General features: G+C 37.3%; 26 protein-coding genes. 15 read left to right on the forward strand and 11 right to left on the reverse strand.

All coding sequences use genetic code 11. The features are described 5' to 3' along the window. Nucleotides 1-58 precede the first annotated feature (58 nt). Nucleotides 59-1,228, forward strand: a complete 1,170-nt coding sequence (locus tag CVT17_RS07510) for an O-antigen ligase family protein (RefSeq protein ID WP_107858546.1) — start codon at nucleotides 59-61, stop codon at nucleotides 1,226-1,228. 61 nt (nucleotides 1,229-1,289) lie between these two features. On the opposite strand, the gene uvrA is transcribed toward CVT17_RS07510, so the two are convergent. Then, nucleotides 1,290-4,118, reverse strand: a complete 2,829-nt coding sequence (gene uvrA, locus CVT17_RS07515; RefSeq protein ID WP_107858547.1) for an excinuclease ABC subunit UvrA — start codon at nucleotides 4,116-4,118, stop codon at nucleotides 1,290-1,292. 174 nt (nucleotides 4,119-4,292) lie between these two features. On the opposite strand from uvrA, the gene CVT17_RS07520 reads away from it, so the two are divergent. From CVT17_RS07520 to CVT17_RS07585, 14 genes are all read left to right on the forward strand, one after another. Further along, nucleotides 4,293-4,577, forward strand: a complete 285-nt coding sequence (locus tag CVT17_RS07520) for an NADH-quinone oxidoreductase subunit I (protein WP_021091598.1) — start codon at nucleotides 4,293-4,295, stop codon at nucleotides 4,575-4,577. Nucleotides 4,578-4,685: 108 nt separating this feature from the next. Further along, on the forward strand, nucleotides 4,686-5,099 hold the full coding sequence (ndk, locus tag CVT17_RS07525) for a nucleoside-diphosphate kinase (protein WP_107858548.1): 414 nt from the start codon (nucleotides 4,686-4,688) through the stop codon (nucleotides 5,097-5,099). Between the two features lie 16 nt (nucleotides 5,100-5,115). Continuing rightward, a complete protein-coding gene (locus CVT17_RS07530) occupies nucleotides 5,116-5,475 on the forward strand; it encodes a hypothetical protein (RefSeq protein ID WP_107775990.1) in 360 nt (119 codons plus the stop codon). Nucleotides 5,476-5,487: 12 nt separating this feature from the next. Next, the gene (gene rpmF / locus CVT17_RS07535; RefSeq protein ID WP_002942540.1) at nucleotides 5,488-5,634 is read left to right on the forward strand and encodes a 50S ribosomal protein L32; all 147 of its coding nucleotides are present in this window, start codon (nucleotides 5,488-5,490) and stop codon (nucleotides 5,632-5,634) included. Between the two features lie 3 nt (nucleotides 5,635-5,637). After that, a complete protein-coding gene (plsX, locus tag CVT17_RS07540) occupies nucleotides 5,638-6,627 on the forward strand; it encodes a phosphate acyltransferase PlsX (RefSeq protein ID WP_084041292.1) in 990 nt (329 codons plus the stop codon). 3 nt (nucleotides 6,628-6,630) lie between these two features. Further along, the gene (locus tag CVT17_RS07545; RefSeq protein ID WP_107858549.1) at nucleotides 6,631-7,638 is read left to right on the forward strand and encodes a beta-ketoacyl-ACP synthase III; all 1,008 of its coding nucleotides are present in this window, start codon (nucleotides 6,631-6,633) and stop codon (nucleotides 7,636-7,638) included. Nucleotides 7,639-7,875: 237 nt separating this feature from the next. Next, entirely contained in the window at nucleotides 7,876-8,475 is a 600-nt protein-coding gene (locus tag CVT17_RS07550) for a peroxiredoxin (RefSeq protein ID WP_021091673.1), read from the forward strand. A gap of 122 nt (nucleotides 8,476-8,597) precedes the next feature. Continuing rightward, nucleotides 8,598-9,680 (forward strand): PilZ domain-containing protein, encoded by a 1,083-nt coding sequence (locus CVT17_RS07555; protein WP_085658080.1) that lies wholly within the window; start codon nucleotides 8,598-8,600, stop codon nucleotides 9,678-9,680. 8 nt (nucleotides 9,681-9,688) lie between these two features. After that, nucleotides 9,689-11,977 (forward strand): ATP-binding protein, encoded by a 2,289-nt coding sequence (locus CVT17_RS07560; RefSeq protein WP_107770657.1) that lies wholly within the window; start codon nucleotides 9,689-9,691, stop codon nucleotides 11,975-11,977. Nucleotides 11,978-12,035: 58 nt separating this feature from the next. After that, nucleotides 12,036-12,647, forward strand: a complete 612-nt coding sequence (gene plsY / locus CVT17_RS07565) for a glycerol-3-phosphate 1-O-acyltransferase PlsY (protein WP_107770656.1) — start codon at nucleotides 12,036-12,038, stop codon at nucleotides 12,645-12,647. Next, nucleotides 12,644-12,970, forward strand: a complete 327-nt coding sequence (locus tag CVT17_RS07570; RefSeq protein ID WP_107770655.1) for a dihydroneopterin aldolase — start codon at nucleotides 12,644-12,646, stop codon at nucleotides 12,968-12,970. The genes plsY and CVT17_RS07570 overlap by 4 nt, the downstream gene beginning before the upstream one ends. Before the next feature lie 76 nt (nucleotides 12,971-13,046). Continuing rightward, on the forward strand, nucleotides 13,047-13,718 hold the full coding sequence (hsrA, locus tag CVT17_RS07575) for a homeostatic response regulator transcription factor HsrA (RefSeq protein ID WP_021091657.1): 672 nt from the start codon (nucleotides 13,047-13,049) through the stop codon (nucleotides 13,716-13,718). Between the two features lie 38 nt (nucleotides 13,719-13,756). Next, nucleotides 13,757-14,974 carry a sensor histidine kinase gene (locus CVT17_RS07580; protein WP_196373560.1) on the forward strand — a complete coding sequence of 406 codons (1,218 nt, stop codon included), beginning with the start codon at nucleotides 13,757-13,759 and terminating at the stop codon, nucleotides 14,972-14,974. Between the two features lie 2 nt (nucleotides 14,975-14,976). Then, complete coding sequence (locus tag CVT17_RS07585; protein WP_107858550.1) at nucleotides 14,977-16,425, forward strand: Ppx/GppA phosphatase family protein; 1,449 nt, start codon at nucleotides 14,977-14,979, stop codon at nucleotides 16,423-16,425. A 60-nt stretch (nucleotides 16,426-16,485) separates the two neighbouring features. Here the strand turns inward: CVT17_RS07585 and CVT17_RS07590 are convergent, their stop codons facing one another. The 10 genes from CVT17_RS07590 to CVT17_RS07635 all read right to left on the reverse strand — a co-directional run bounded on the left by CVT17_RS07590 (nucleotide 16,486) and on the right by CVT17_RS07635 (nucleotide 24,880). Beyond that, complete coding sequence (locus tag CVT17_RS07590; protein ID WP_107858551.1) at nucleotides 16,486-17,364, reverse strand: excinuclease ABC subunit A; 879 nt, start codon at nucleotides 17,362-17,364, stop codon at nucleotides 16,486-16,488. Continuing rightward, on the reverse strand, nucleotides 17,361-17,678 hold the full coding sequence (fliN, locus tag CVT17_RS07595) for a flagellar motor switch protein FliN (protein WP_021091807.1): 318 nt from the start codon (nucleotides 17,676-17,678) through the stop codon (nucleotides 17,361-17,363). Before fliN ends, CVT17_RS07590 begins: the two co-directional genes overlap by 4 nt. Next, nucleotides 17,675-18,094, reverse strand: a complete 420-nt coding sequence (locus tag CVT17_RS07600; protein WP_084041241.1) for a chemotaxis protein CheX — start codon at nucleotides 18,092-18,094, stop codon at nucleotides 17,675-17,677. Before CVT17_RS07600 ends, fliN begins: the two co-directional genes overlap by 4 nt. Before the next feature lie 78 nt (nucleotides 18,095-18,172). Beyond that, nucleotides 18,173-18,922, reverse strand: coding sequence for a tryptophan synthase subunit alpha (trpA, locus tag CVT17_RS07605; RefSeq protein ID WP_107770651.1), 750 nt, complete (start codon nucleotides 18,920-18,922; stop codon nucleotides 18,173-18,175). Further along, a complete protein-coding gene (gene trpB / locus CVT17_RS07610; RefSeq protein WP_107770650.1) occupies nucleotides 18,915-20,096 on the reverse strand; it encodes a tryptophan synthase subunit beta in 1,182 nt (393 codons plus the stop codon). The genes trpA and trpB overlap by 8 nt, the downstream gene beginning before the upstream one ends. Further along, the gene (locus tag CVT17_RS07615) at nucleotides 20,089-20,700 is read right to left on the reverse strand and encodes a phosphoribosylanthranilate isomerase (RefSeq protein WP_107770649.1); all 612 of its coding nucleotides are present in this window, start codon (nucleotides 20,698-20,700) and stop codon (nucleotides 20,089-20,091) included. The genes trpB and CVT17_RS07615 overlap by 8 nt, the downstream gene beginning before the upstream one ends. Then, nucleotides 20,687-22,303: an anthranilate phosphoribosyltransferase gene (trpD, locus tag CVT17_RS07620; RefSeq protein WP_107858552.1), complete on the reverse strand. Its 1,617-nt coding sequence runs from the start codon at nucleotides 22,301-22,303 to the stop codon at nucleotides 20,687-20,689. The genes CVT17_RS07615 and trpD overlap by 14 nt, the downstream gene beginning before the upstream one ends. An 83-nt stretch (nucleotides 22,304-22,386) precedes the next feature. Beyond that, the gene (gene recR / locus CVT17_RS07625; RefSeq protein ID WP_107858553.1) at nucleotides 22,387-22,959 is read right to left on the reverse strand and encodes a recombination mediator RecR; all 573 of its coding nucleotides are present in this window, start codon (nucleotides 22,957-22,959) and stop codon (nucleotides 22,387-22,389) included. Continuing rightward, nucleotides 22,956-24,212, reverse strand: a complete 1,257-nt coding sequence (locus CVT17_RS07630; protein WP_107858554.1) for an ArsS family sensor histidine kinase — start codon at nucleotides 24,210-24,212, stop codon at nucleotides 22,956-22,958. Before CVT17_RS07630 ends, recR begins: the two co-directional genes overlap by 4 nt. Continuing rightward, the gene (locus CVT17_RS07635; protein WP_021091583.1) at nucleotides 24,209-24,880 is read right to left on the reverse strand and encodes a response regulator transcription factor; all 672 of its coding nucleotides are present in this window, start codon (nucleotides 24,878-24,880) and stop codon (nucleotides 24,209-24,211) included. The genes CVT17_RS07630 and CVT17_RS07635 overlap by 4 nt, the downstream gene beginning before the upstream one ends. Nucleotides 24,881-24,900: the final 20 nt, after the last annotated feature.

Raw genomic sequence — 24,900 nt, forward strand, 5'->3', positions numbered from 1 at the left:
GTATATTATTTTTAGTTCAGCAATGATAAAATGCCCACTTAAAATTTAAAGGATCTGCATGAAAAACGACATTGTCTCTAAGCTCTACAATCTCTTTTTGGTTATTGTCTTATTTACACTGCCGGTAACTGAGGGTTTAAAACAAATTTCACTCACACTTTTCGTCTTGGCTGGAATTTATATTTGCGTCAAAGAAAAAAGGCAATTTAAATTTGATCTCATAAATATCTCGCTTTTTATCTTTGTTTTGGCTACTTTTATAAGTTGCCTTGTAAATGGAGTTTCTGCATCAAGAGCGCTTGATCCGCTAAGGTGTATGCTATTTTTCTTTGTAGCCAGAAGTGTCGGCGTAGAAAAAATAAATTTTAAATTTTTATTTTTTGCCTTATTCGCCGGTTTTATCGTTGCATTTATTCCAGCTTGTATTAAAAAATTTACTTCAAGTGATCCGGCTGCACTTTTTGAGCTTAAATCAATAGGACACGTAAATCATAGCGCTATTTTTATGCTACTAGTTTTTTGTGTAGCATTAGTTTCCATAAATAGCAAAGAAATTTTTGAAAAGTATATAGGCATAAGTGTTGCCGGATTTTGCGTCCTTGGTATAATGATAGCTGGCTCTAGAGCTACAATGTATCTTTTACCAATCATTATTTTTACTTACTTGCTTTTTGAAATTTTAAATAAACAGATAAAAATAAAATTTTTATTAAGTTTGATAATTTTATTTAGTGTAATAGCCATTTCTTATATGTACATATCAACAAATATCACTCAAGATGAAAGGTTATATAGTCAACTAACAAAGGGGGTAACTGGATCAGAGACTAGATATCCAATCTTTGCTAGCGCGTTTTATACGTGGTTAGAACACCCTTTATTTGGGATAGGTTCTGGTGAGTTTAAGATCATTGATATAACAAAATATTTTCCAGGCAATGTTGAAGTTCATGTTAGTCACGCACACAACACCTTTTTAACATTTTTAACAGAAAAAGGTATCGTTGCCTTGCTTGCATATTTGGTATTTCAACTATCACTCTTTATAAAATTCATTAAAAATTTTAGACAAAATAGCATAGTTTTTCTTGCTCTTTTAATGCTCATGGCTAATAATATAATTTCACTTGCAAATACAACATTTCACCATGAAAATGCACTTTTAATGCTACTATTTTGGGCCCTAGCTTTAAGTGCGATAGATGAAAAATCGACCTTAAAAATTTAGTTAATACTGCAGTACATATCAACCGTTTCAAATTTTACAAAGAAACGGTTGAACAAAATTTTTATTTTTTCTTCATCTCCTCAAGCTCTTGCGCTAGAAATTCCCCTGTGTAGCTGCCAGTTTTTTTGTAGTTTTTAGCTACATCTTTGACGCTGCCACAAGCTATCACTTTACCACCTTTTGCGCCGCCTTCTGGCCCCATATCTACGATATAGTCGCAGTTTTTGATAACATCCATATTATGCTCTATCACAAAGACCGAATTTCCAAGATCAACTAGGTGATTTAGCACCTTTACTAGCCTATCAACATCGGCAAAATGAAGTCCTGTCGTTGGCTCATCAAGGATGTAAAGCGTATTTCCAGTGTCGCTTCTACTAAGCTCTTTTGCTAGCTTTACGCGCTGCGCCTCGCCGCCACTAAGTGTGACTGCGTTTTGTCCAAGCGTGATGTAGCCAAGCCCCACGTCTTGAAGTGTGGTGAGTTTTGAAGCGATCTTTGGCACAGCCTTGAAAAACTCAACCGCCTCATCTATACTCATATTTAGCACCTCGGCGATATTTTTGCCTTTGTATAAAATTTCCAAGGTTTGGGCGTTGTATCTAGCACCATTACAAACGTCACAAACCACGTTTATATCAGGTAAAAAGTGCATCTCGATAGTGATCTCGCCCTCGCCTTGGCACTTCTCGCAGCGCCCACCTTTGACGTTGAAGCTAAAGCGCCCTATTTTATAGCCTCTAAGCTTGGCCTCTTTAGTCTGCGCAAATAAATTTCTTATCTCATCCATCACGCCAGTATAAGTCGCTGGATTTGAGCGTGGAGTGCGGCCGATCGGGCTTTGATCGAGGTATATGACCTTGTCTAAATTCTCAAGTCCGCTTAAATTTACCCCAGCTATTTTTTTTACTTTTTTGGCTCTATTTAGCTGCTCCTGCGCCTCTGGAAGCAAGGTCTGAAGTATTAGCGAGCTCTTGCCAGATCCTGAGACGCCAGTGATACCCACAAGGTTTCTAAGTGGAAATTTCGCGGTTAAATTTGAGATATTGTTGATATTTACATTTGAAATTTCGAGCCACTTCTCAGCTTTTCTATTTTTTTGATAGTCGATCTTTTTCTTACCGTTTATGTATTGTGCAGTCTGAGTGTCTGATCTTAAAAGCTCTTTTGAACTGCCTGCAAAGACCACGTTACCACCAAATTTACCAGCTCCAGGGCCAATATCTACGATAAAATCAGCCTCTTCTATCGTTTTTTTATCATGCTCGACGACGATTACAGAGTTGCCTTTGGCTTGTAAATTTCTAAGCGTCTTTATGAGCTTTAGCGTATCTCGCTCGTGTAGGCCAATACTTGGCTCATCAAGCACATACATGACGCCACTTAGCCCACTTCCTATCTGACTCGCGATCCTGATACGCTGCGCCTCACCGCCACTGATCGTCCTAGCATCACGCCCAAGCGACAAGTAGCCAAGCCCCACGTCATATAAAAAGAAAAGTCTCTCATTAATCTCTTTTAAGATAGGCTTTGCGATCGCCTTATCATAGTCGCTAAGATAGGCGAAATTTTTCTCATTCGAGAAAAAAGCGGTGCAGTTTTCTATGCTCATATCTAAAATTTCACCAAGTCCAAGGCTAGCGACCTTGACCGCTAGACTTTGAGGCTTTAGCCTGTGACCGTTGCAAGCATCACAAATTTTCTCGCTCATATACTCGTCAAAGTCTTTATAATCCTTCAAAAGACCATGTGAAATTTTAACAACACCATCAAACTTTCTAAGTAGTTTATTTCGTTTCCAAAAAAACTCAACTTCTTTGACATTTCCATATAAAACAAGCCTCTTTTCATCTTCACTTAGCTCATAATATGGCTTTTTGATATCGATGCCATTTTGCTCACAAAAAGCAAGTAAAAATTTATAGTAATAGCTCATGTTATAGCCATAAAGCAACTTGATCGCACCGTTTTCTATCGACTTTTCCTCATCGATGATCTTACTCATATCTAGGCTATATCTTATGCCAAGTCCGTCGCAGTGCTCGCAAGCACCCTTTGGCGAGTTAAAGCTAAAACTAAGTGGCTCAAGCGGCGTAAATGAAATTTTACAGTCAAAGCAAGCCATGTGCTCGCTGTAATGTATAAAGCTCTCTTTAAGTCCTAATTCATCAGCATTTGCGATCTCTATCTCGACCTCACCAAAGCTCTCATTTAGCGCCTTTTCCACGTCGCTTGCAAGGCGCTCGTGATTTTGCTCATCGATAGCAATCCTATCAACGATGACCTTTATCGTGTGTTTTTTTGTTTTTGCAAGCTCTATCTCCTCATCAAGCCTCACCACCACGCCATCTATTTGCGCCCTTACAAAGCCTTTTTGGCGTAAATTTTCGATCAAATCCGCCCATGTACCCTTCTTCTCACGAACTAGCGGCGCGTAGATGATCACTTTTGCGCCAAGTGGGAGCTTTGAAATTTCATTTATGATATCGCTCGCACTCATTTTCGAGATAGGTTTGCCACATTTATGGCAGTGTTGAACGCCGACCCTTGCGTATAAAAGCCTTAGATAATCATAAATTTCTGTAATCGTACCGACCGTTGAGCGAGGGTTTTTAGAGGTGGTCTTTTGATCGATCGCAATAGCAGGTGTTAAACCCTCAATCTTATCAACATCTGGCTTACCCACACGGTCTAGAAACTGCCTAGCATAGCTGCTAAGGCTCTCCATATATCTTCTTTGCCCCTCAGCATAAAGCGTGTCAAAGGCTAGCGTACTTTTGCCACTTCCGCTAAGACCGGTAAAAACCACTAATTTATTTTTAGGAATTTTAAGATTTATATTTTTTAAGTTATGTTCTCTTGCGCCAGTTATTTCAATAATATCGTTCATTAAATTTATACAACCTTTTTAAAATTTTAATCTGTAAATTTAGTCTAAAAGTGATAAAAGATTTATAAAGTAGTTTTTCTAAAATTTAAGATCGTAGTTAAATTTAAGGGCTTATTTATATCATTTTCAGCTTTTTTTGATATTCTACGCCAAATTTTAATCTAAGGAGAAAAAATGTCTGTAAAAATAACTGATATATGCATAAGCTGTGGTTCATGTATTGATGAGTGTCCAGTTTCAGCCATCGTTGATGATAGCGACAACCCAACTGGTGCAGATACATACTATGTTTATTCAAATAAATGCGTTGAATGTGTAGGCTATAACGATGAGCCAGCCTGTGCATCTGCCTGTCCAACTGATGGTTGTATCGTATGGGACGCTGTTGTAGCAGGACAACCTTCTCGCGATCAGATCGGTGCTGATGCACGCAATGGCTCTATTCCAGTTATTCAATAAATTTATATTTATAAATTTTAGGCTCGATTTGAGCCTATTTTATTTTTAAGCTTTATTTGATATAATTGCCAACTTCAATTTAAATAACCTAGATTTAAGGAAAAATTTATGCAAAGAACACTTTCTATTATTAAGCCTGATGCTGTTAAGAAAAATGTTGTTGGAAAAATTATAGATAGATTTGAAAGTAACGGCTTAAGAATCGCAGCTGCAAAGAAAATCCAACTTAGCAAATGCGATGCAAAAACATTTTATGCAGTTCATAAAGATAGACCTTTCTTCAACGATCTAGTCGAATTTATGATAAGCGGGCCAGTTGTGGTTATGGTTTTAGAGGGCGACAATGCAGTTGCTAAAAACCGCGAGCTAATGGGTGCAACTAACCCAAAAGAAGCAGCTCCTGGCACTATAAGAGCTGATTTTGCTGATAGCATTGATGCAAATGCGGTTCACGGAAGTGATAGTCTAGAAAATGCTGTGAATGAAATAAATTTCTTCTTTGCTTCAAGAGAAATTTGCTAATTTTAGGTCAAGAAAATTGATTATATCTTTTTCTAAAATAGCAAACAAAGATATAAGCTTTGAGCTAGTAGGAAATGATAATTTAGTTTTTATTGGAATTTTAAAAAGAAAAGACCCTTTTTTGGTAAAATGCCAAGGCAAAATAAAAGGGAATATAAATTATGTTTGCGATCGATGCGGTGAAGTATTTATGCTACCTATCGATCAAGATGTAGAGCTAAATTTAAGTGACGGTATTTATAAAGATATCGAAAATGAGCTTAGCGATACGATGGAATTTTTCGATGGCAATATTAATTTAAAAGAAGTCTTTGAGAGCGAGTTAGAAGCTTTTAAAAGTGATTATTTCTATTGTGAAAAATGTAAAAATTTATAAAGGAGAGTAAAAATGGCAGTACCAAAGCGAAGAGTGAGTCATTCTCGTGCAGCAAAACGTAGAACACATTATAAAGTTACACTTCCAGTACCTGTAAAAGACAAAGATGGTTCTTGGAAAATGCCTCACCGTATAAACAAAACTACAGGTGAATATTAAAATATGATTCGCATTGCTATCGATGCTATGGGTGGTGATTTTGGTGCAGATCCTATAATATCTGGTGTTATTGAAGCACTAAAAGAGACAGAATTTAAAGCTGTATTAGTTGGCGATAGCAATGTCATCAAACCACTCATTCCACAATCTTATTTAAAAAATATCGAATTTTTAGAAGCTAGCGAAGTTATCTCAATGGCAGATGGTGCAACTGATGCACTCAAGAGAAAAGATAGTACGATCTACAAAGCAATTGAACTCTTAAAAAATAAGGAAGTTGATGCTGTAGTTTCTGCTGGTCATAGTGGTGCAACTATGAGTTTAGCTACTCTAAGAATTGGTAGACTAAAAAATATTTCTCGCCCAGCAATTGCAACACTTATGCCAAATTCAAAAGAATCTGCTACTTTAGTTTTAGATGTTGGTGCAAATGTTGATTGCAGAAGTGAGCATCTGTTTCAATTTGCCATAATGGGTGAAGCCTATGCAAAAGAAATTTTAGGTAGAAAAGAGCCAAAAGTTGGTCTTTTATCAAATGGTGAAGAAGAAAGCAAAGGCAATGAAGTTAGCAAAGAAGCATTTAAATTAGTTTCTAGGCTTGATAGCTTTGTTGGCAATGCAGAAGGTAATCAAATTTTTGATGGCAGTATCGATGTAATGGTTTGTGATGGTTTTATGGGAAATATTCTTTTAAAAACTAGTGAAGGCGTTGCAGATGCTATAGGTAAAATTATCAAAAAACAAATTAAAAAATCACCTCTTGCTATAGCTGGCTCTGTACTCATGAGAAAAGTTTTTAAAACGCTCAAAAAGCAGGTTAGCTATGACGAATATGGCGGTGCACCGCTTCTTGGTGTAAATGGTTGTGTTATCATAAGTCACGGCAAAAGCAATTCAAAAGCTATAAAGAATGCAATTTTTCAAGCAATAAAATTTGCTAATTCAAATATAAATAAAGTTATCGAAGAAGAACTTTCGCACTTTGCAAGGTAAAATATGCCAAAAGCTTCACTGATTTCTATCGCTTCTTACATTCCAGAAAAAATTCTGACAAATTTTGACTTTGAAAAAATGGTTGAAACAAGTGATGAATGGATAGTAAAGCGAACAGGTATCGAACAAAGGCATATTGCAACTAGCGAAACAACAAGTGACCTTGGTACAAAGGCTGGTGAATTAGCCATAAAACGCTCAGGACTTGATAAATCTCAAATCGATGCAATCATCTGTGCCACAATATCTCCGGATCATCTTTGTATGCCTTCTACTGCTTGCAAAATAGCTGCAAATTTGGGTCTAAATTATGGAGTTACAGCATTTGATATAAGTGCGGCTTGTACAGGTTTTATTTATCTTTTAGAGCTTGCAAATTCTCTCATTGTTAGCGGTGCCAAAAAAAATGTATTAATTATCGGAGCCGAAAAATTAAGCTCTATTGTTGACTATACAGATAGAAGCACTTGTATACTATTTGGTGATGGAGCAGGCGCGGCTGTAATTAGTAGTGGTAATGAAAATGAGATCATTGATATCCATACAGCAAGTGACGGCAAGCAAGCTGAACTTTTAATAACTCCAGGATGCGGGAGTGTATTTCCAGCCAGTGAGGAAACACTAAAAAATAGATTAAATTTCATTCATATGAGTGGAAATGAAGTTTTTAAAATAGCAGTTCAAACACTTAGCAAAAGCGTAATAGAAATTCTGCATGCAAACAAAATGCAAAGCGAAGATATCGATTTTTTTATACCTCATCAAGCAAATATAAGAATAATAGATGCAGTAAAAAATAGATTAAATTTTAAAGATGAGCAATGTGTCTTGACTGTTGATAAATATGGCAATACAAGCTCTGCTTCAATTCCGATGGCTATAAATGATGCCTATGAAGACGGCCGTATCAAAAATGGTTCAATTTTGCTTCTTGATGCATTTGGTGGCGGCTTTACATGGGGATCAGCGATTCTAAAATTTGGTGGAAAAAATTTTAGCGACTTACAATAATTACAGCAAGTAATTTTCTAAATTTTTAGTAACGCTTTTACTAATTTCTTTCAAGTATTCTCATCAATAAAATTTTTAAAATTCAAATTTTTAACACTTTTAACAAAAATCCATTTTCTACTCTTATCAATAACGCTAAATTTACTACAAAAAAATTTCTAAAATATGTTTAAACTAAATTTAATTTTGAATAGATATAATTTCGCAATCAATAAAATTTATTATTAAGGAGAACAAATGTTAGTAACAAAAAAAGCACCTGATTTTACAGCTGCAGCAGTTTTAGGAAACAATCAAATCGTAAATGATTTTAATCTTTATAAAAATATTGGCGAGAAAGGCGCGGTTGTATTTTTCTATCCAATGGATTTTACTTTTGTTTGCCCAAGCGAAATTATCGCATTTGACAAAAGATATGACGAGTTCAAGTCACGTGGTATCGAAGTTATCGCAGTTTCATGCGACAACCAATTCTCTCACTTCGCATGGAAAGAGACCCCAGTAAACAAAGGCGGTATTGGTAAAGTTCGCTTCCCTATCGTAGCTGATATGACAAAATCAATCGCTCGCGGATTTGACGTACTTCTAGAAGATGCTGGTGTGGCACTTCGTGGCTCATTCTTACTAGACAAAGATGGCACTGTTCGCCATGCAGTTATCAATGATCTTCCACTTGGTAGAAACATCGATGAGATGATAAGAATGGTAGATACTATGCTATTTACAAATGAGCACGGTGAAGTTTGCCCAGCTGGCTGGAATAAAGGTGATGCTGGCATGAAACCAAGCACTGAAGGTGTTGCTGACTACCTTTCACACAACGAAGGCAAACTATAATTAATAGAAATTTCTAGGTATCTTTACCTAGAAATTTCTCCTCCAAATAAATTTAAATACTTTTTTAATATAACTTTTTATATCATAGCCTTGGCTTTAATCAATAACATTCCGGAGACTACATGGATTTTAAAGGCAGGCAAGAGCTTGTAATAAATTGCGAAGATAGCATACTTAAATTAAGAGATAAATTTATCGACGATGGTATCAAATTTTGTAGACAGCTAACATTTATCGTACCGCACGATCAGGTAAAAATTTGTCTTGAAAACATCTTTGATACACTGCTTATTCAAAAGCCAAATGCTACGCAGCTACAAGATGATTTAAATAATCTAATACCAAAATCAAACGCAAGAGACGAATTAATAAATTTCCTACTTTTAAATTTGACCTTAAATTTTAGTCACTCTTGTGACAACAGTACCTTCGTAGGTTATTTCGTAAATGCCGTTTCAAGAATCAAAGAAATTTTATGTGGTGCCAAAGACCAGCAAGAAACAAATGTAAAAGATATGATCGAAACCGGAACATTTTTTTATGAAGATCCGATCAATACTTTCACTCGCATGAAAAAAGCCAAGGTAAGGCCAGAGCTTTTAAATTTATATGATGGACTAAATATAAAATATGAGGCTGAAATTTTAGAAGTTAAAGAAGATAGTGTCGTTTTTCGCGTGGATATGATGCAAATTTTAGCTATGAAGCAAGATGGTAAAGGTTTTATTTTGCCAAATAGCTTTTTCTCAAAGCCATTATGCGCTGATATTGTTAATTACAATATAGTCAATAAAGGCGTCACTCTTTCAAATTTCTTACGAAATACGACGATGTACGCATATAAAAGAAAATTCCAACGTATCTTACCAAATCGTTTTACCAAAACTATTATCAAAGGCAAGCAAGACAAGATCGAAGGTAGCCTTTATGATGTTTCTGAAGGCGGCATAAGCGTATTAAGCCCGCAAACTACAAATTTTCAAGATGGAGAAGAGCTAGAAGCGACCTTTGAAATCTTAATCGCACCAGATAAAGTAAAAAACGTGACTTTAAAGCTAAGACTTGTTACAGAGCTGGCATATAAAGGCTACATAAGATACTGCATGAAGCTTATTGATGATGATGAAACTATAAAAGATTTTACACAAAAGCGCATAAAAGAGACACTTGATGAGCTTCGCTCACGTATAAATTTATACGAATAAGGCAATCAGTGAAAACAATACAAGAAAATTTAAAACTTTTTTATATCGGACTAAAAGACAAAGAGCCATTTTTTTATAAAAATAAGGATCTAACCACCCACGCAGCCATCATCGGTATGACAGGTAGCGGTAAAACAGGCCTTGGTATCACGCTTTTAGAAGAAGCCTGCATAGACAATATCCCTTCTATCATCATCGATCCAAAGGGCGACATCACAAATTTAGCTCTCACTTTTCCGCAGATGAGGCCGGAGGATTTTTTACCATACATAGATGAAGCAGAAGCAACCAACAAAGGTCAAAGTGTAGAGGAATTTGCCGCTGCTCAGGCCGAGCTTTGGAGAAATGGCATAGAGTCGAGCTTTCAAGATCTTGAGCGGGTAAAAATTCTAAAAGAGAGTGCAAGCTTTAACATCTACACACCAAAAAGCTCAGCTGGTATAGGCGTGGCGCTACTTAGCGACTTTGCCTGCCCAAATATCAATGACGAAGAAATTTTTAGCAACTATATAAATTCGCTTGCAGCCTCGGTATTATCTCTTGTAGGTATAAATTCTGAGGACATGAACTCAAAAGAACAGCTTCTCATCTCAACCATATTTGATACTAAATTTAAAGAGCAAAAAGATGTAAGTATCGAAGAGCTTATTAATTTCATAGCAAATCCGCCGTTTAAAAAGATAGGTGTCTTTGACGTGGATACATTTTATCCAAGCAGTGAGCGCCTAAAGCTTGCCATGAAGATAAACGCACTCATCGCAAGCCCAAGCTTTAAAGGCTGGACGCAAGGCGTTAGACTAGAAATTTCAAAGATGCTATTTGACGAAAACGGCAAAGCAAAGTGCAATATCTTTACAATCTCGCACCTAAATGATACTGAGAGGATGTTTTTTGTTACCCTTTTACTAAACGAGATCATCGCGTGGATGCGCGGCACAGAGGGCACAAGCTCACTTAGAGCGATCCTTTATATGGATGAAATTTTTGGTTTTTTCCCGCCAAACGCAAACCCTCCATCAAAAACGCCTATGCTCACGCTCTTAAAACAAGCCCGTGCATTTGGCCTTGGCTGCGTATTAAGCACGCAAAACCCAGTCGATCTTGATTATAAAGGTCTAAGCAACATCGGCACTTGGTTCATCGGTCGCCTCCAAACAGCGCAGGATAAAGCACGCGTGATCGACGGGCTAAGCGGCATCGCAGGCTCAAGCTTAGACAAAGCTTCACTTGAAAATCTCATATCAAATTTAGCCAAAAGAAATTTCTTACTTAAAAATATAAACGAAGATGGCTTAAACGTCATCTCCACGCGCTGGGCACTTAGCTATCTAAAAGGTCCGCTCAGCCGTGAGCAAATTTCAAATTTGATGAAAGATAAAAAAGAAAATTTAAGTACTCAAAGCGTAGATAAAAGCGAGATGAAATTTAGCGCAAAGCCTATCATCTCAAATGAGATCACACAACTTTATGCTAACTCAAAAAGCCTCACGCCAAATTTATTTGCAAGTGCGAAGGTGAGAATTTATGACACCAAAAAAGGCATAGATAGCATTTGCGAGGTGAGCTATCTTTATGAGCTTAGTGAAAATGACAATGAGCCAAACTGGGATGAGGCTAGCGAAGGCATGCACATCAATGCAAGCTTAGACGAACCAAGTGACGCAAGCTTTGCAGCTGTGCCAAATTTTATTTTAAAAGCTAAAAATTTTGACAATGTTCAAAAAGATTTTAAAGAGTATCTGTATAGAAATTTTAAATTTAATACCTTCGAAGCATTGGGAATTTATTCAAAAAACAATGAAACAAAGGAGCAGTTTTATATCAGGCTTCAAGATAAGTGCAATGAAATTTCAGAAGAACACACCGCAAAACTTACAGCAAAATTTGAAAAAGAGCGAAAAAGCTTACAAGACAAGCTAAACAAGGCTCTAGCAAAGCTTGATAAAGAGCAAAAAGAGATGACCACAAGTGGGCTTGATGCTGCCATAAATATAGGCGCTAGCATACTTGGAGCGATATTTGGCAACAAGCTTTTATCTCGTCAAAATGCGGGCAAAATCGCATCAAGTGCAAGAAGCGCTAATAGAGTCTTAAAAGAGCGAAGTGATGTAAAGCTTAGTGAGCAAAGTGTAAATGATATAAATTTAGCCATAAGCGAGCTTGAAGAGAAATTTGCACAAGAGTGCGATGTGTTAAAAGAAGCAAATGATGTTAAAAACATCACGATAAACGAAACGCAAATTTCACCAAAGAAAAGCGATATCTATGACGAGAAAGTCGTACTTTTGTGGAGATGATTTATAAAATAATTAGTATTTTTTTACTATCATTTCTGTTAAATTTAAAAGGTAAAATATGCAAAATTTAATACTTTATGCCATTAGTTATCTACTTGGAAGCATTCCGTCTGGTCTCATTCTTGCAAAAATTTTTGGGCATGTTGATATAAAAAACGAAGGTAGCAAGAGCATCGGTGCGACAAATGTTTTAAGAGTTTTAAAACAAAAAGATCCAAAACTAGCCAAGAAACTAGCCATTTTAACGATAGTCTGTGATGTTTTAAAAGGCGTTTTGCCACTTGTTGTCGCTTCATATTTGGGAGCTAGCCAAAGTGTGCTTTGGACTATGGCGGTCTTAAGCGTAGCTGGACATTGTTTTTCTATATTTTTGGGCTTTCAAGGCGGCAAAGGCGTGGCAACTGGAGCTGGAGTGATCGCATTCTTCTTACCAGTTGAGATCATTATCGCTCTTGTCGTTTGGTTTGTGGTCGGAAAATTTTTAAAAATTAGCTCTCTTGCTTCACTTTGTGCGTTGATAGCTCTGATTGCATCAAGCTTTATAATCCACCCAGAGTTAGATGAAATTTACACACACGCTCCGATACTAATCATCGCATTTTTGGTGGTTTATAAACACATACCAAATATCGTTCGTTTAATATCTGGCAAGGAGAAAAAAGTCGTATGAAAAGCGAGATGACGACGATCATTAAAGATTACAAATTTGAAACGATCATCGGAATGCTTGATTTTGAGCGAGTCGCTAAGCAAGAGGTGCAAATAAATCTAGAAATTTGCTCAACTAGTTTTATTGATTATGTTTTAATTATTGACTTTGTTAAAAATTTTTATAATGAAAGACAGTTCCAAAGCGTTGAAGAGTCGCTTGAAGAAACTAGCAAAGCGTTAAAAGAGAAATTTAGCTCACTAACTAGCCTTAAAATGGAAATTTTAAAAACTGAAATTTTACCAAATGCAGTTGTCGGAGCAAAAATAAACACTATTTTTTAAAAATTTATTAAACTATCTTGAAATATTGCTTAATTTATGATACAATCGCCCATAAATTTTAGTTTAAGGAAGCAAAATGCGTATTTTAATAGTTGAAGATGAAGTGACGCTAAATAAGACGATTGCTGAGGGCTTGCAAGAGTTTGGCTATCAAACTGATAGCTCTGAAAATTTTAAAGATGCTGAGTACTATATAGGCATTAGAAATTACGATCTAGTTTTGACTGATTGGATGCTTCAAGATGGCGATGGCATAGATCTTATAAACATCATCAAACATAAATCTCCACGCACTTCAGTTGTAGTTCTTTCTGCAAAAGATGACAAAGAAAGCGAAATAAAAGCACTTAGAGCTGGTGCTGATGACTATATCAAAAAGCCATTTGATTTTGACATCTTAGTAGCTAGACTTGAAGCAAGACTACGCTTTGGCGGCACAAATATTATAAAAATCGATGAGCTCATTATCAATCCAGATGAAGAAAAAATCACATATTTAGGTCGTGATATTGAGCTTAAAGGTAAACCTTTTGAAGTCCTAACTCATCTTGCAAGACACTCAGATCAGATCGTATCTAAAGAGCAACTACTTGATGCTATCTGGGAAGAGCCAGAGCTTGTAACTCCAAACGTCATTGAAGTCGCTATCAACCAAATCCGCCAAAAAATGGATAAACCACTAAATATTTCAACAATTGAAACTGTTAGAAGACGCGGATATAGATTTTGTTTTCCAAAAAAAGCCTAAGGAATAGATTTATACTACAATTAGCATCTGGTGCTATGATGCTAATTGTAGTTATTTCGGTAATGCTTTATCACTATATAAGGGTTACCGTTTTTCAAAGTGTAGTTAATGAGCTAAACTATCAAGCAGAAGCTTATAAAAAAAATCCTCAGAATTTCAATCCTTTAAATTCAAAAACATTTACGATAGAAAATCCAAACAAAACTCTAGCAACGATAAAAACAGACGAGCCACAAGATAGAGAAACATATATCGTAACACAAAAATCAAAGGATCAGAGTAAAACTATTTTAATAACAAAACTTGATGAAAGCAGTTATTTAAGCCTAGAAAAAGATACTACTCTTCAAGCCCATATAGTAGAAGAAATTTTTATAGATATTATAATCGTAAATGTATCAGCGATACTTTTGGTACTTTTTTATGCACTATTTTTATCAAGAATGCTTTTAATACCTATAAAAATTTTAAGTCACAAGCTTACAAATTTAGACGAAAAATTTCTTCATGAGATCGATATAAAAAGTCTACCAGATGAGTTTTTACCACTTGGGCAGAGCATAAATAGATTAATCTCTCGCATCCAAACATTTGTCTTATACCAAAAAGAACTTTTTGTAGGCGTGGCACATGAGCTAAAAACACCGCTGGCTGTAATGAAAACAAAAAATGAAGTTACGCTTTTAAAGCCACGCGAGAGTGAAAAATATATCGAAGCTCTAAAATCAAACAATGAAGCTATAAACGGCATGAACGCGATGATAAGTTCTGTGCTTGAGATCGGTCGTCAAGAGGGGGCTCAGTTTGAAGAGCCAGTAAATACCGATGTTATAGGATTTTTAAAAAAACTTGCAAAAAACTATGAGATACTTGCAAAAAATGATGAAAAAAATATAAAACTAGACCTAAAGCCAGAAATTTTAAATCTAAAAATACAAACTAGCTTACTAACCCACATTGTGCAAAATTTTGTTCAAAATGCCATTAAATTTTCACCAAAAAATAGCACCATTAAGATTAGCTCCAAGCTCATAAAAAATAAATTTATCGTCGAAGTAATAGATGAAGGAATAGGCATAGATGAGAGCAAAGATTTATTTGCCCCATTTAAAAGATATGGCGACAAAGGTGGTGCTGGACTTGGGTTGTTTCTAGCTAAAGGTGCGGCACAGGCTCTTGGTGGCGAAGTAGACATTAAAAATAGAAACGATAGAAGCGGTGCAGTCGCAAGCCTAGTTTTAAATATAAAAGGATAAAAATGGCAAAGAGAACCGCAGTAATCGACCTTGGCTCAAATTCTATGCGAATGGCGATATTTGAGAGAACGTCACGCTTAGCGTTTTTTATACTAGCTGAATATAAAACAAAAGTGCGTCTAGGCGAAGGCGGATATGGCTCAAACAATGAAATATCCGAAAGCTCAATGGAAAAAGCGCTAAAGGCCTTTAGCGAATTTTCAAATATCATAAAAAGCTACAAATGCAATAAAATCTTATGTGTTGGTACTTCAGCGCTTAGGGATGCTCCAAACGCAAATGTTCTGATCTCTCTTTTAAGAAAAAAACTTGGCATAAATTTGAAAGTCATAGACGGCAAAGAAGAGGCTACTTTTGGTGCGATCGCAGCCAAAAATTTACTCCATAACATCGATGAATGCGTCACTATCGATATCGGTGGCGGATCAACTGAACTTGCCAGAATAAGCAAAGGCAAAATAATAGATACGCTCTCGCTTGACATTGGTACAGTTAGATTAAAAGAGCTTTTTTTTGATAAAAAAAACTTAAATAAATTGCCAAAATTTTTAGAACAAGTCACAAAACAAATAGATGAGCGATTTAAATGCCAAAATATAATCGCTATTGGTGGCTCTCTTAGAGCGATATCATCTGCCATAATGAGCAAAAATTTATATCCGCTCTCATCACTGCATGGCTTTTGCTATAAGCTTAACGACGAGCAAGCCTATATCGAGAGCATCGCAAATATTAGCGTGCTTGAGCTAAATAAATTTCCTATTAAAAAAGATAGATACGACACCATTAGAGAGGGCGCACATATCTTTTTGGCCCTCGCCAAAGCTCTAAATGCCAAAAATATTATAACAAGCGGGGTTGGTGTAAGAGAGGGAGTGTTCTTAAAAGATTTTTTACGCCCTAGCCTTAAATTTCCGCAAAATTTTAATCCAAGTATCAAAAGTTTGCAAGATCGTTTTATATTATCATGCAATAAATCGGTCACAAAGTATGCAAAAGATATATTTATGGTATTAAAAAAGCTTCACGGTCTAAGCGATAACTATCTTGAAGTGCTTTTAGTTGCTGCAAAACTTCACAATGTCGGTCAAGAGATTGGCTTTTATGGCGATCATAAAAACTCAGCCTATATAGTCTTAAATGCCTTAAATTATGGCTTTTCGCATGAACAAAAAGCATTGATTGCAGTAGTAATTGGCACAAACGGAAAGAAAAATATATATGAATTTGAACGGTATAAAAATTTACTTCCAAAAGCCGAGTGTATAAGATGGCTAAGTTTTATACTCTCACTTGCAAAGGCACTTGATCTAACCTGTGAAAGGCTGAATTTAAACTTCGAATTTAGTGGGCATACGCTAAAAATAGAAGGCGCAAAAGAATTCGCTATGGCAAAAGAAGAGATAAAAAAGATCACAAAGCCTGAAATTTTTGCTATTTCGTTTGTATAAATTTTGAAACTAGCTTTAACGCATAAAATTTAAATTGGATGAGAATTTTATCTAAAACTACTAAAATTCTCCGCTCATTTTATCTTTATAGTTACTTAAACTATTTTTTCGCTCTTCTAAAAATGAGCTTAGTTTTTTCTTGTTCTCTTCGAAAAATATAGCAAAATCTTGCTCATTTTGTATCTTGTCTTCACCAAAGCTATCAAGCATTACATTTGAGCTACCAACTATCACCAAATAACGCCTATTTTCATAGCTTAATAGCATTAGCTTATTCGTGCGATCAAGATACTTTTCATATATTATATTGACGTTACTATTTTGATTTTTAAGTAGCCAGTTCATTGATTTTGTATCATTTTGAGACTGATTTCTAGGTGCTTTAAATCCGCCAAAATCATTACTCTTTGAAGTAATATATCTTTTAAATACATATAAAAATATAAGAAGCGCAATAAGCACACTTAAGACTATAAAATACCTTGAGTCTATATTTAACATAGGCTCTTCATCTATCTTTGGAGTGCTAGGGCTCTCTATTTTTGCACTAGCTTGAGGCATATTTTGTATTTGAGGTTTTGCATTTTTTAAAGTTACACGAATGCGGAGCCCAAAACTATCAGTTGTCTTTGATGCATTTACGATAATAGCATCGTTTGAGCGCAAATTTAAGACAAGTGAGTTTTGCTTTGGCTCTATCTCAAGCTCTTGAATAATCTTTGAGTTTATATCTTTACTAGCACTTTGATCGTAATTTAGCGAATTTAATATCAAAGATGTTGTGTCTTTTTCGCGCTTTTGAAAGATATTTCCTTCATAAGGTGCATCAAAGCTAAGCATAATATCGACTCTATCAGCACGTTCATAGATATTGTAAGTTAATAGGTTTGAAGCTAAAATTTGAGTTGCAAAAAGTAAGAAAAATAGTATAAATTTCATAAAAGTTCTTTTTTGAAGTATTGAATAACTGACTTTGAATCCAAAATTTCATTTATCCTGATGGCTAAATTTTTCTCATAAACCATTACTTCGCCTTTTCCAAAAATTCTATTATTTATATATAGCTCCACACTCTCACCAGCTGGCTTTTCGAGGTCTATAACCGAGCCAGCTTCAAATTTCAAAAGTTCATTTATGCTAACCGTGGTAGTTCCTAGCTCAGCTATGAAATCAACGCTTATATCCATAAGCTCATCATAGCTCTTAAAAAGCCCTAGCTGCTCTAGCGTCTCTATCGCACTCTCGTCGTTCATTGTATGTCATAGCCTATTTGAAATGTTCTATTTTTTATTTTATATACAAATTTCTCTTTTAGCTTGATGCCAAAATTTTCAACTTCGCCTAAAAATTCAGGCGTCCCGAGCTTATAAGCATTTGGCTCTTTTTCATTTAGTAAATTTTTAGCTTTGCCAATGATCTGATTTGCTATCTCTTTACAAAGATCGTCTAGATCACCACCATCAACATCTTCGTGACCAAAAAAGGCATTCATGAAAATTTTCAAAGTATCTTTTTTAAAAAATAGGTAAAAATGATACTCGCTTTTGCCCTTATAGACTGGTATGCTAGCTCCGTAAAATCCTTTACCTAGACTCTTACCAAACTCTAAATCTAGTCCTAAAGTATCCTTGCAAAGATAGCTTGTAGCTTCATCTATAACTTTTCTCATATCTCTTCCTTAAGACTTGAAATGCATTTTCAATTATACTTTGGCTTTACTAAATTAGCTATAAATTTATTAAGCATTTTAAAAGAGTTTATCTATCTCTTTTACTAGCTTTTCACCACTAAATTCGGCACAAAGCTTAACTATCTGCGTACCTATGATTGCTCCGTCAGCATATTTTTTCACTTCGCTAACATCATCTTTATTTTTGATGCCAAAGCCCACAGCCACTGGCAGATCGCTCTTTTTCTTAAGCTCTAGGACCAAATTTTTTATCCTATCTTCATCAGCCCTTTTTGAACCGCTAACGCCGATCGCACCAAGAGCGTAGATAAATCCTGAGCCAAATTTTAAAATTCCATCCGCTCTACTACCAGATGTGACGCTGATAAGTGGTATCAGGCTTAAATTTAGCTCTTTGCATTTTAGAGCAAATTCCTCGCACTCCTCGCAAGGCAGATCCGGCACGATAAAGCCGCTAACTCCAGCCTCAACTGATCTTTTTAGAAATTTATCAACACCGTAAGCAAAGATGATGTTGTAATAAACCAGAAAAACGAGTGGTTTTATCACTTTTGCCTTACAACTCTCAAGCATATCAAAGACAACGTCGGTATTTACGCCATTTTGCACCGTCTCAAAGCTAGCTTGCGCGATGAGTTTTCCGTCAGCCAGTGGGTCAGAGTAAGGGATGCCGATCTCGACTAGATCAAGTGTGCTCTCATCTAAATTCTCTAAAAATTCCTTCGTTTTTTCTAGGCTTGGATATCCAGCTACGATGTAGCCGATGTTTGCTTTTTTGCCGCTAAATGCACTTTTTATCTTATCCATAAATTTTTCCTTTTTCGTAGCCTATAACTGTGTTTATATCCTTATCGCCCCTGCCTGAGACGTTTACGACGATGACGCTTTTTTTATCTAGTTTTGGGCAAAGCTTTTCTAGATATGCCAGTGCATGCGCGCTCTCGATGGCTGGGATGATACCCTCCATCTTGCTTAGAAAATACAAGGCATTTATACACTCATCGTCGGTTACGGCTTCGTATTTTACCCTTTTGATGTCGTTTAAGTGGGCGTGCTCTGGGCCGATGCCTGGGTAGTCTAGGCCTGCTGAAATGCTATGCACTGGCGAGATCATACCGTACTCATCTTGCAACACGGTCGTTTTCATGCCGTGGATGATGCCGGTTTTACCTTTGCTAAGCGTAGCTGCGTGATAAGGCGTCTCTATGCCAAGGCCACCAGCTTCTATACCTACTAAATTTACGCTCTTATCGTCCAAAAACGCGCTAAAAATGCCAATAGCATTGCTGCCGCCACCAACGCAAGCGATGACGTAATCCGCCTTTTTGCCGTAGTCTGCAAGCTGAGCTTTGGCCTCTGTGCCGATCACGCTTTGAAAATCACGCACGATCTTTGGATATGGGTGTGGGCCAACAGCTGAGCCAATGACATAAAACGCGCTTTCTATCTCATTTACCCACGCTTGTATGGCCGCAGTAGTCGCCTCTTTTAGCGTTTTTAAGCCATCTTCTACGCTCACCACTTTTGCGCCAAGAAGCTGCATACGAAAGGCATTTAGCTGCTGTCTAGCCACGTCTGTTGCGCCCATATAGACATCACACTCTAAACCAAAAAGTGCCGCTGCAGTCGCTGTTGCCACGCCGTGCTGACCAGCTCCAGTCTCAGCTAAAATTTTCTTTTTACCCATCTTTTTAGCAAGTAGCGCTTGAGCCAGGGCGTTATTTATCTTGTGCGCGCCCGTGTGGTTTAGATCCTCACGCTTGAGGTAAATTTCATGTCCGTAGTGCTCGCTTAGGCGCTTTGCAAAAAAGAGCGGACTAGGCCTGCCAACGTAGTTTTTCAAAAGATCATCAAGCTCGTCTTTAAACTCTTTTGTCTTTGCGATGCTCTCATAAGCATTTTCTAGCTCATCAAGGGCAAACATCACCGTCTCAGGCACGAACTGCCCGCCAAATTTTCCAAAATACGCCTTACTATTCATCTTCTACCTCACCTATGATCTTTAAAATTCTCTCTATCTTTTGCGCATCTTTTATGCCGTTTTCGTCCTCGACTTTTGAGTTGATATCGACTAGATATGGCTTAAATTTGAGCGCCTCTTTTATGTTGTGCTCGCCTATGCCCCCAGCCATGCCAAATTTAAACTTAACCTCTTTTAAAATTTCCCACTCAAAGCTAGTGCCGTTTCCGCCAGCATTTTCGCCCTTGCAGTCAAAAAGCGCCATATCAAAATGCTTAAAATCAACCTCTGGCAAGCTATCTTTCACGCTAAAAACCTGCCAAATCTCAAGCCCCATATCTTTTAAATTTGCCTCTAAATTTTCACTCACCGCTCCATGCACCTGAGCCACGTCAAGACCAGCAAACTGGCAAATTTCCATTATCTCACAATCACTTTGCTCCGCAAAAACGCCAACTACTTTTTTGCCCTTGCTGTGAGCAAATTTTGCTATCTGCCTAGCTAAATTTAGCTCAACCTTTCTTTTGCTTTTGGCAAAGATTAATCCGATAAAATCAACATCTAAAGCGCAAACCGCACTTGCCTCATCTAGCGTTTTGATGCCGCAAATTTTAACTAGTGCCATTAGCCCCAGCCTTTATAAACTCTTCATAAAATTTATACGCCTTGCCAGAATTTATCGCTTCAAGCACCATTTTTTTGGCCTCGTCTGGGCTCTTTGCACCATCAGCTGCGTAGAGTGCAAACATCGCATTAAAGACCACGATGTCAAATTTTGCCCCCTGTTCCTCGCCTTTTAGCGTGCGGATCAATGTTTTGGCGTTTTCTTCAGGTGTGCCACCCTCGATGTCGCTGTGAAGCGCTCTTTTAAAGCCAAACTGCTCTGGCGTGATGCTATACTCAAAAATTTCGCCATTTTTTAACTCCACAACGCTTGTTTCGCTACAAAGCGTGATCTCGTCTAGTCCGTCATCGCCGCGAACGACCAAAGCGTGCTTTCTACCAAGAATCTTAAGCGTCTGGGCGTAGAGCTTTAGCACTGGTTTGTGATAGACGCCAACTAGCTGGTTTGTAAGGTTTAAATTTGGATTTAAAAGCGGCCCAAGCACGTTAAATACGGTTCTTATGCCAAGTCTTTGACGCACTTCTCTCACCTCGCCAACTAACGGGTGGAAAAATGGCGCGTGGAAAAAGGCTAAATTTTTACTAGCTAAATTTTCGCGCTGTTTTGCCAGTGATTTTTCACTTTTTACACCTAAAATTTCAAGCACATCAGAGCTGCCTGACTTGCTTGAAACTGCCTTATTGCCGTGTTTTGCGACCTTTACGCCAAGACTTGCGAGGATAAATGCCACAGTAGTTGAGATATTTATCGTCTTAAAGCCGTCGCCGCCAGTGCCACAAAGATCGATCATAGGCGTATCGTCGCGGTAAGTTTGCGAGTATTTTAAGATATTTTTTGCAAGTGCAGCGAGGCTTTTTGGATAGAGGCTCTTTTCGCTAATGAGAACCAAAAGGGCTGAAAGCTGCACTATCTCGTACTCTTTGCTGGCTATTATCTCGCAAATTTGCTCAAAGTCGCTATCATCAAGTGGAATGCTCTCTTGAAGCTTTATAAGATATGGCTTAAGAGAGCGAATTTTTGGCTCTTTTACCTCATCTTTTGCCTTGTAATTTATAAAATTTTCAACGATCTTTTTGCCGTATTGTGTGAAGTAGCTCTCGGGGTGAAACTGGATGCCAAAGATCGGCTTATCTTTAACGCTAAGTGCCATAACTAAGCCATCATCGCTCACCGCATCAGCGCTTAAGCTAGCTGGGAGCTCATCGACATAGAGCGAGTGGTAGCGCATAACCTCAAAGCGCTCAGGCAGCCCTGCAAAGAGTAGCTCTTTGTTTTTCACGTCGATAAATGAGGTCTTGCCGTGAAGTGGGTCATCTAGTCTTTTTATCTTTGCGCCAAAACTAAGTCCTATGGCCTGGTGTCCAAGGCAAATGCCAAGCACCGGCACGCCAAGGTCGGCTTTTAGAATTTCTAAACAAACTCCGCTATCTTTTGGGTGCTTTGGCCCTGGGCTTAGGATGATCTTACTTGGGTTTAGTTTTTTGATCTCTTCAAGCGTTATCTTGTCGTTTCTAACGCATCTAACCTCTTCATTAGTGAGCTCTTTTACGTACTGCTCGACGTTGAAGACAAAACTATCGTAGTTATCTATAAGTAAAATCAATCTCTATCCTTTTAAATTTAGCGGCGGCTGCGCGGACTAAATATTATAAATTTAGGTGAGATTATAACTAAAAGAAATTTTAATTAGGCTTTTGTACGGCTTTCGTAGGCTTTTAAAAGTGAAAGCATGTCGACGTTTTCTAAATTTACACCAGTTGGCACGCCCTGAGCGATCTTGCTAAATGAAATTTCACTCATACCAAGCTTGTCCTCGACATAAAGCATGAGCGCGTCTGAATTTAGCCCCGGCGTAAAGGCAAAAACGACCTCTTTTGAACCATTTTGCGTGATAGCGCTTCGCAGCCTCTCTATGGCATCTTCGTCGATCTCATCAAGTACAAAATAAAGTCCATTGTAGATGCCATTTTGCTCAAAAACCAAGATATCTTTTGGACTTTCAACCAGCAAGATGACGTCGCTGTCCCTACTCTCATCGCTGCAAATGTCACAAATTTCATTTTCGCTTAGCCCGCCACAACGCTCACAGCGCTTGATAAATCTCACCGCGTCTTCGATATTTTGAGCGAGCCTTAGCCCTGCAAAGCTATCTTGCATGCAGACAAAATAGGCAAACCTTGCGGCTGATTTTTTACCAACACCAGGGAGCTTTGCAAAAGACTCAGTTAGTTCGTTAAATTTTTCTAAGCCTCTTTTCATGCTCGCTTCACCTTTGATCTAAGTAAAATTTTAAATACATGATAGCCGTCATCATAGTCATAAACAAGCTCAAATTTTTGCATCTGACAAATTTGCTCGATGATATAAAGTCCAAGCCCCATACCACTTCCTGCACTCACCTTATCGCCTCTAACAAAGGCTTGTTTGTAGTAGTCAATCGGATGATTTAGCTTTTTGCCTAAATTTTTAACCGCTATAAATTCGCTATCGCAGATCAAGATGGCCTTTTTGTCCTCTGCGTATTTTAGGGCATTGTCTATCAAATTTTTAATCGCCAAACTAAAAAGCTGAAAATCCACTCTTAATATGACGTCATCTCTGATGTCGCAGCTCACTCGCTCTTCAAATTTATCAAGCATGAGCATATCCTGCACCTGCTCTAAAATGAGCGAGAAATGGCACTCTTGATAGTTTAGCGCGTAGCTTTTAGAAAGGAGCTGCTCGACCTTGCTAAATTCATTTATCAGCATCTCAAGTCGCTCAAAAACGTTTATGAGCCTCATCTTTTGGGTCTCATTTGCAACCATTTCAGAGACGATCCTACCTTTGCCAATCGGAGTCTTTAGCTCATGCATGATCGCACGCAAAAATAGCTGCCTTGAGCGGATGAGCTCTCTTATCTTGCAAACGGCATTATCAAACTCAACAGCGACTTGTCCGATCTCATCTTGCTCATTTTCATTTAGCCTAGCCGTCATCGCCATTTCCATATTTCCACTGGCAAATTTTCTGATATCTTTACTAAGTCTTCTAAGTGGTGAAAGACTTCTAAGAACAGAAACATAAAGTGAGATGAGAAGGGCTGAAACTATCAAAAATGCAACCCAAAGCGGATCATTTACGTGTCTTGCGTCGTTACTTTCAAGAAGTAGCTGAAAAGATGGGTTTTTAATAAGCAAATACAAATCGCCTTTGTAATTAACTGATTGCACCACTCCAAGAGGTGTGTGCTGCGTAAAAACAACGGTTCCATTTGTGGCTATTGAAGTGGCTAAATTTTTATTTCCAACATACTCTAAGTAAAAATTTTTAAAATAATGTTCTAAATCTCTTGGGGGATTTCCACGTTCATAGAGTGCGACAAGATAGTTCATCGCACTTATTTGTCTATCCTTTAGTTTTTCTAAAGCGCTTTCTTGCTGAATGTTTGCAAAAGTTACAAAGAGCAAGCACATCAGCGAGAAAGCTATGGCAAAGATAATAGTTATCTTCGTAGTTATGGAATATTTCATCCGATAAGCTTATATCCTATGCCTCTTACTGAAAATATATGTTTTGGGGCTTTTGAACTATCACCGATTTTTGATCTAAGGCGTCCGATAATAACATCTAAGCTCTTTGAATCTTTATCTTTTAGGCTTTTGCAGTTATAAACTAGCTGTTCGCGTGATACTGAAAAGCTGTGTTGCTTAATGAGATAAGTTAAAATTTCATACTCAGCTGGAGTAAGTGCCAACGGCTCATTATTAAAGTAAATTTCGTGGCGTTTATCATCGATCCTAAATGCGCTATCAACGACCTCTTCTTGTACTTCATTTGTCTTTTTGTATCTTCTTATAAGACTTGTGATACGAGCATACATCTCTTTTGGATCGTATGGTTTTGGCAAATAATCATCAGCACCGAGCTGAAGACCAACGACCTTGTCGCTAATATCGCTTCTAGCTGAGCTTATGATGATAGGAATGTCGTATTTTTGGCGAATTTCTTTACAAACCTCAAGCCCATCAATGCCCGGCAAAGTAAGATCAAGTATTAACAAATCATAGTTTTTTATCCCAGCACTAAGCCCTAAATAAGGGTCTTCAAAATTCGTAACTTTTATATTAAAACTATCAAGATATTCAGATAAAATTTGTGCAAATTCTGGATCGTCTTCTATCATTAAAACATTAACCATGAATTATCCTTTTTATTAAA

It is taken from the genome of Campylobacter concisus (assembly GCF_003048775.2).
Taxonomy (GTDB): domain Bacteria; phylum Campylobacterota; class Campylobacteria; order Campylobacterales; family Campylobacteraceae; genus Campylobacter_A; species Campylobacter_A concisus_I.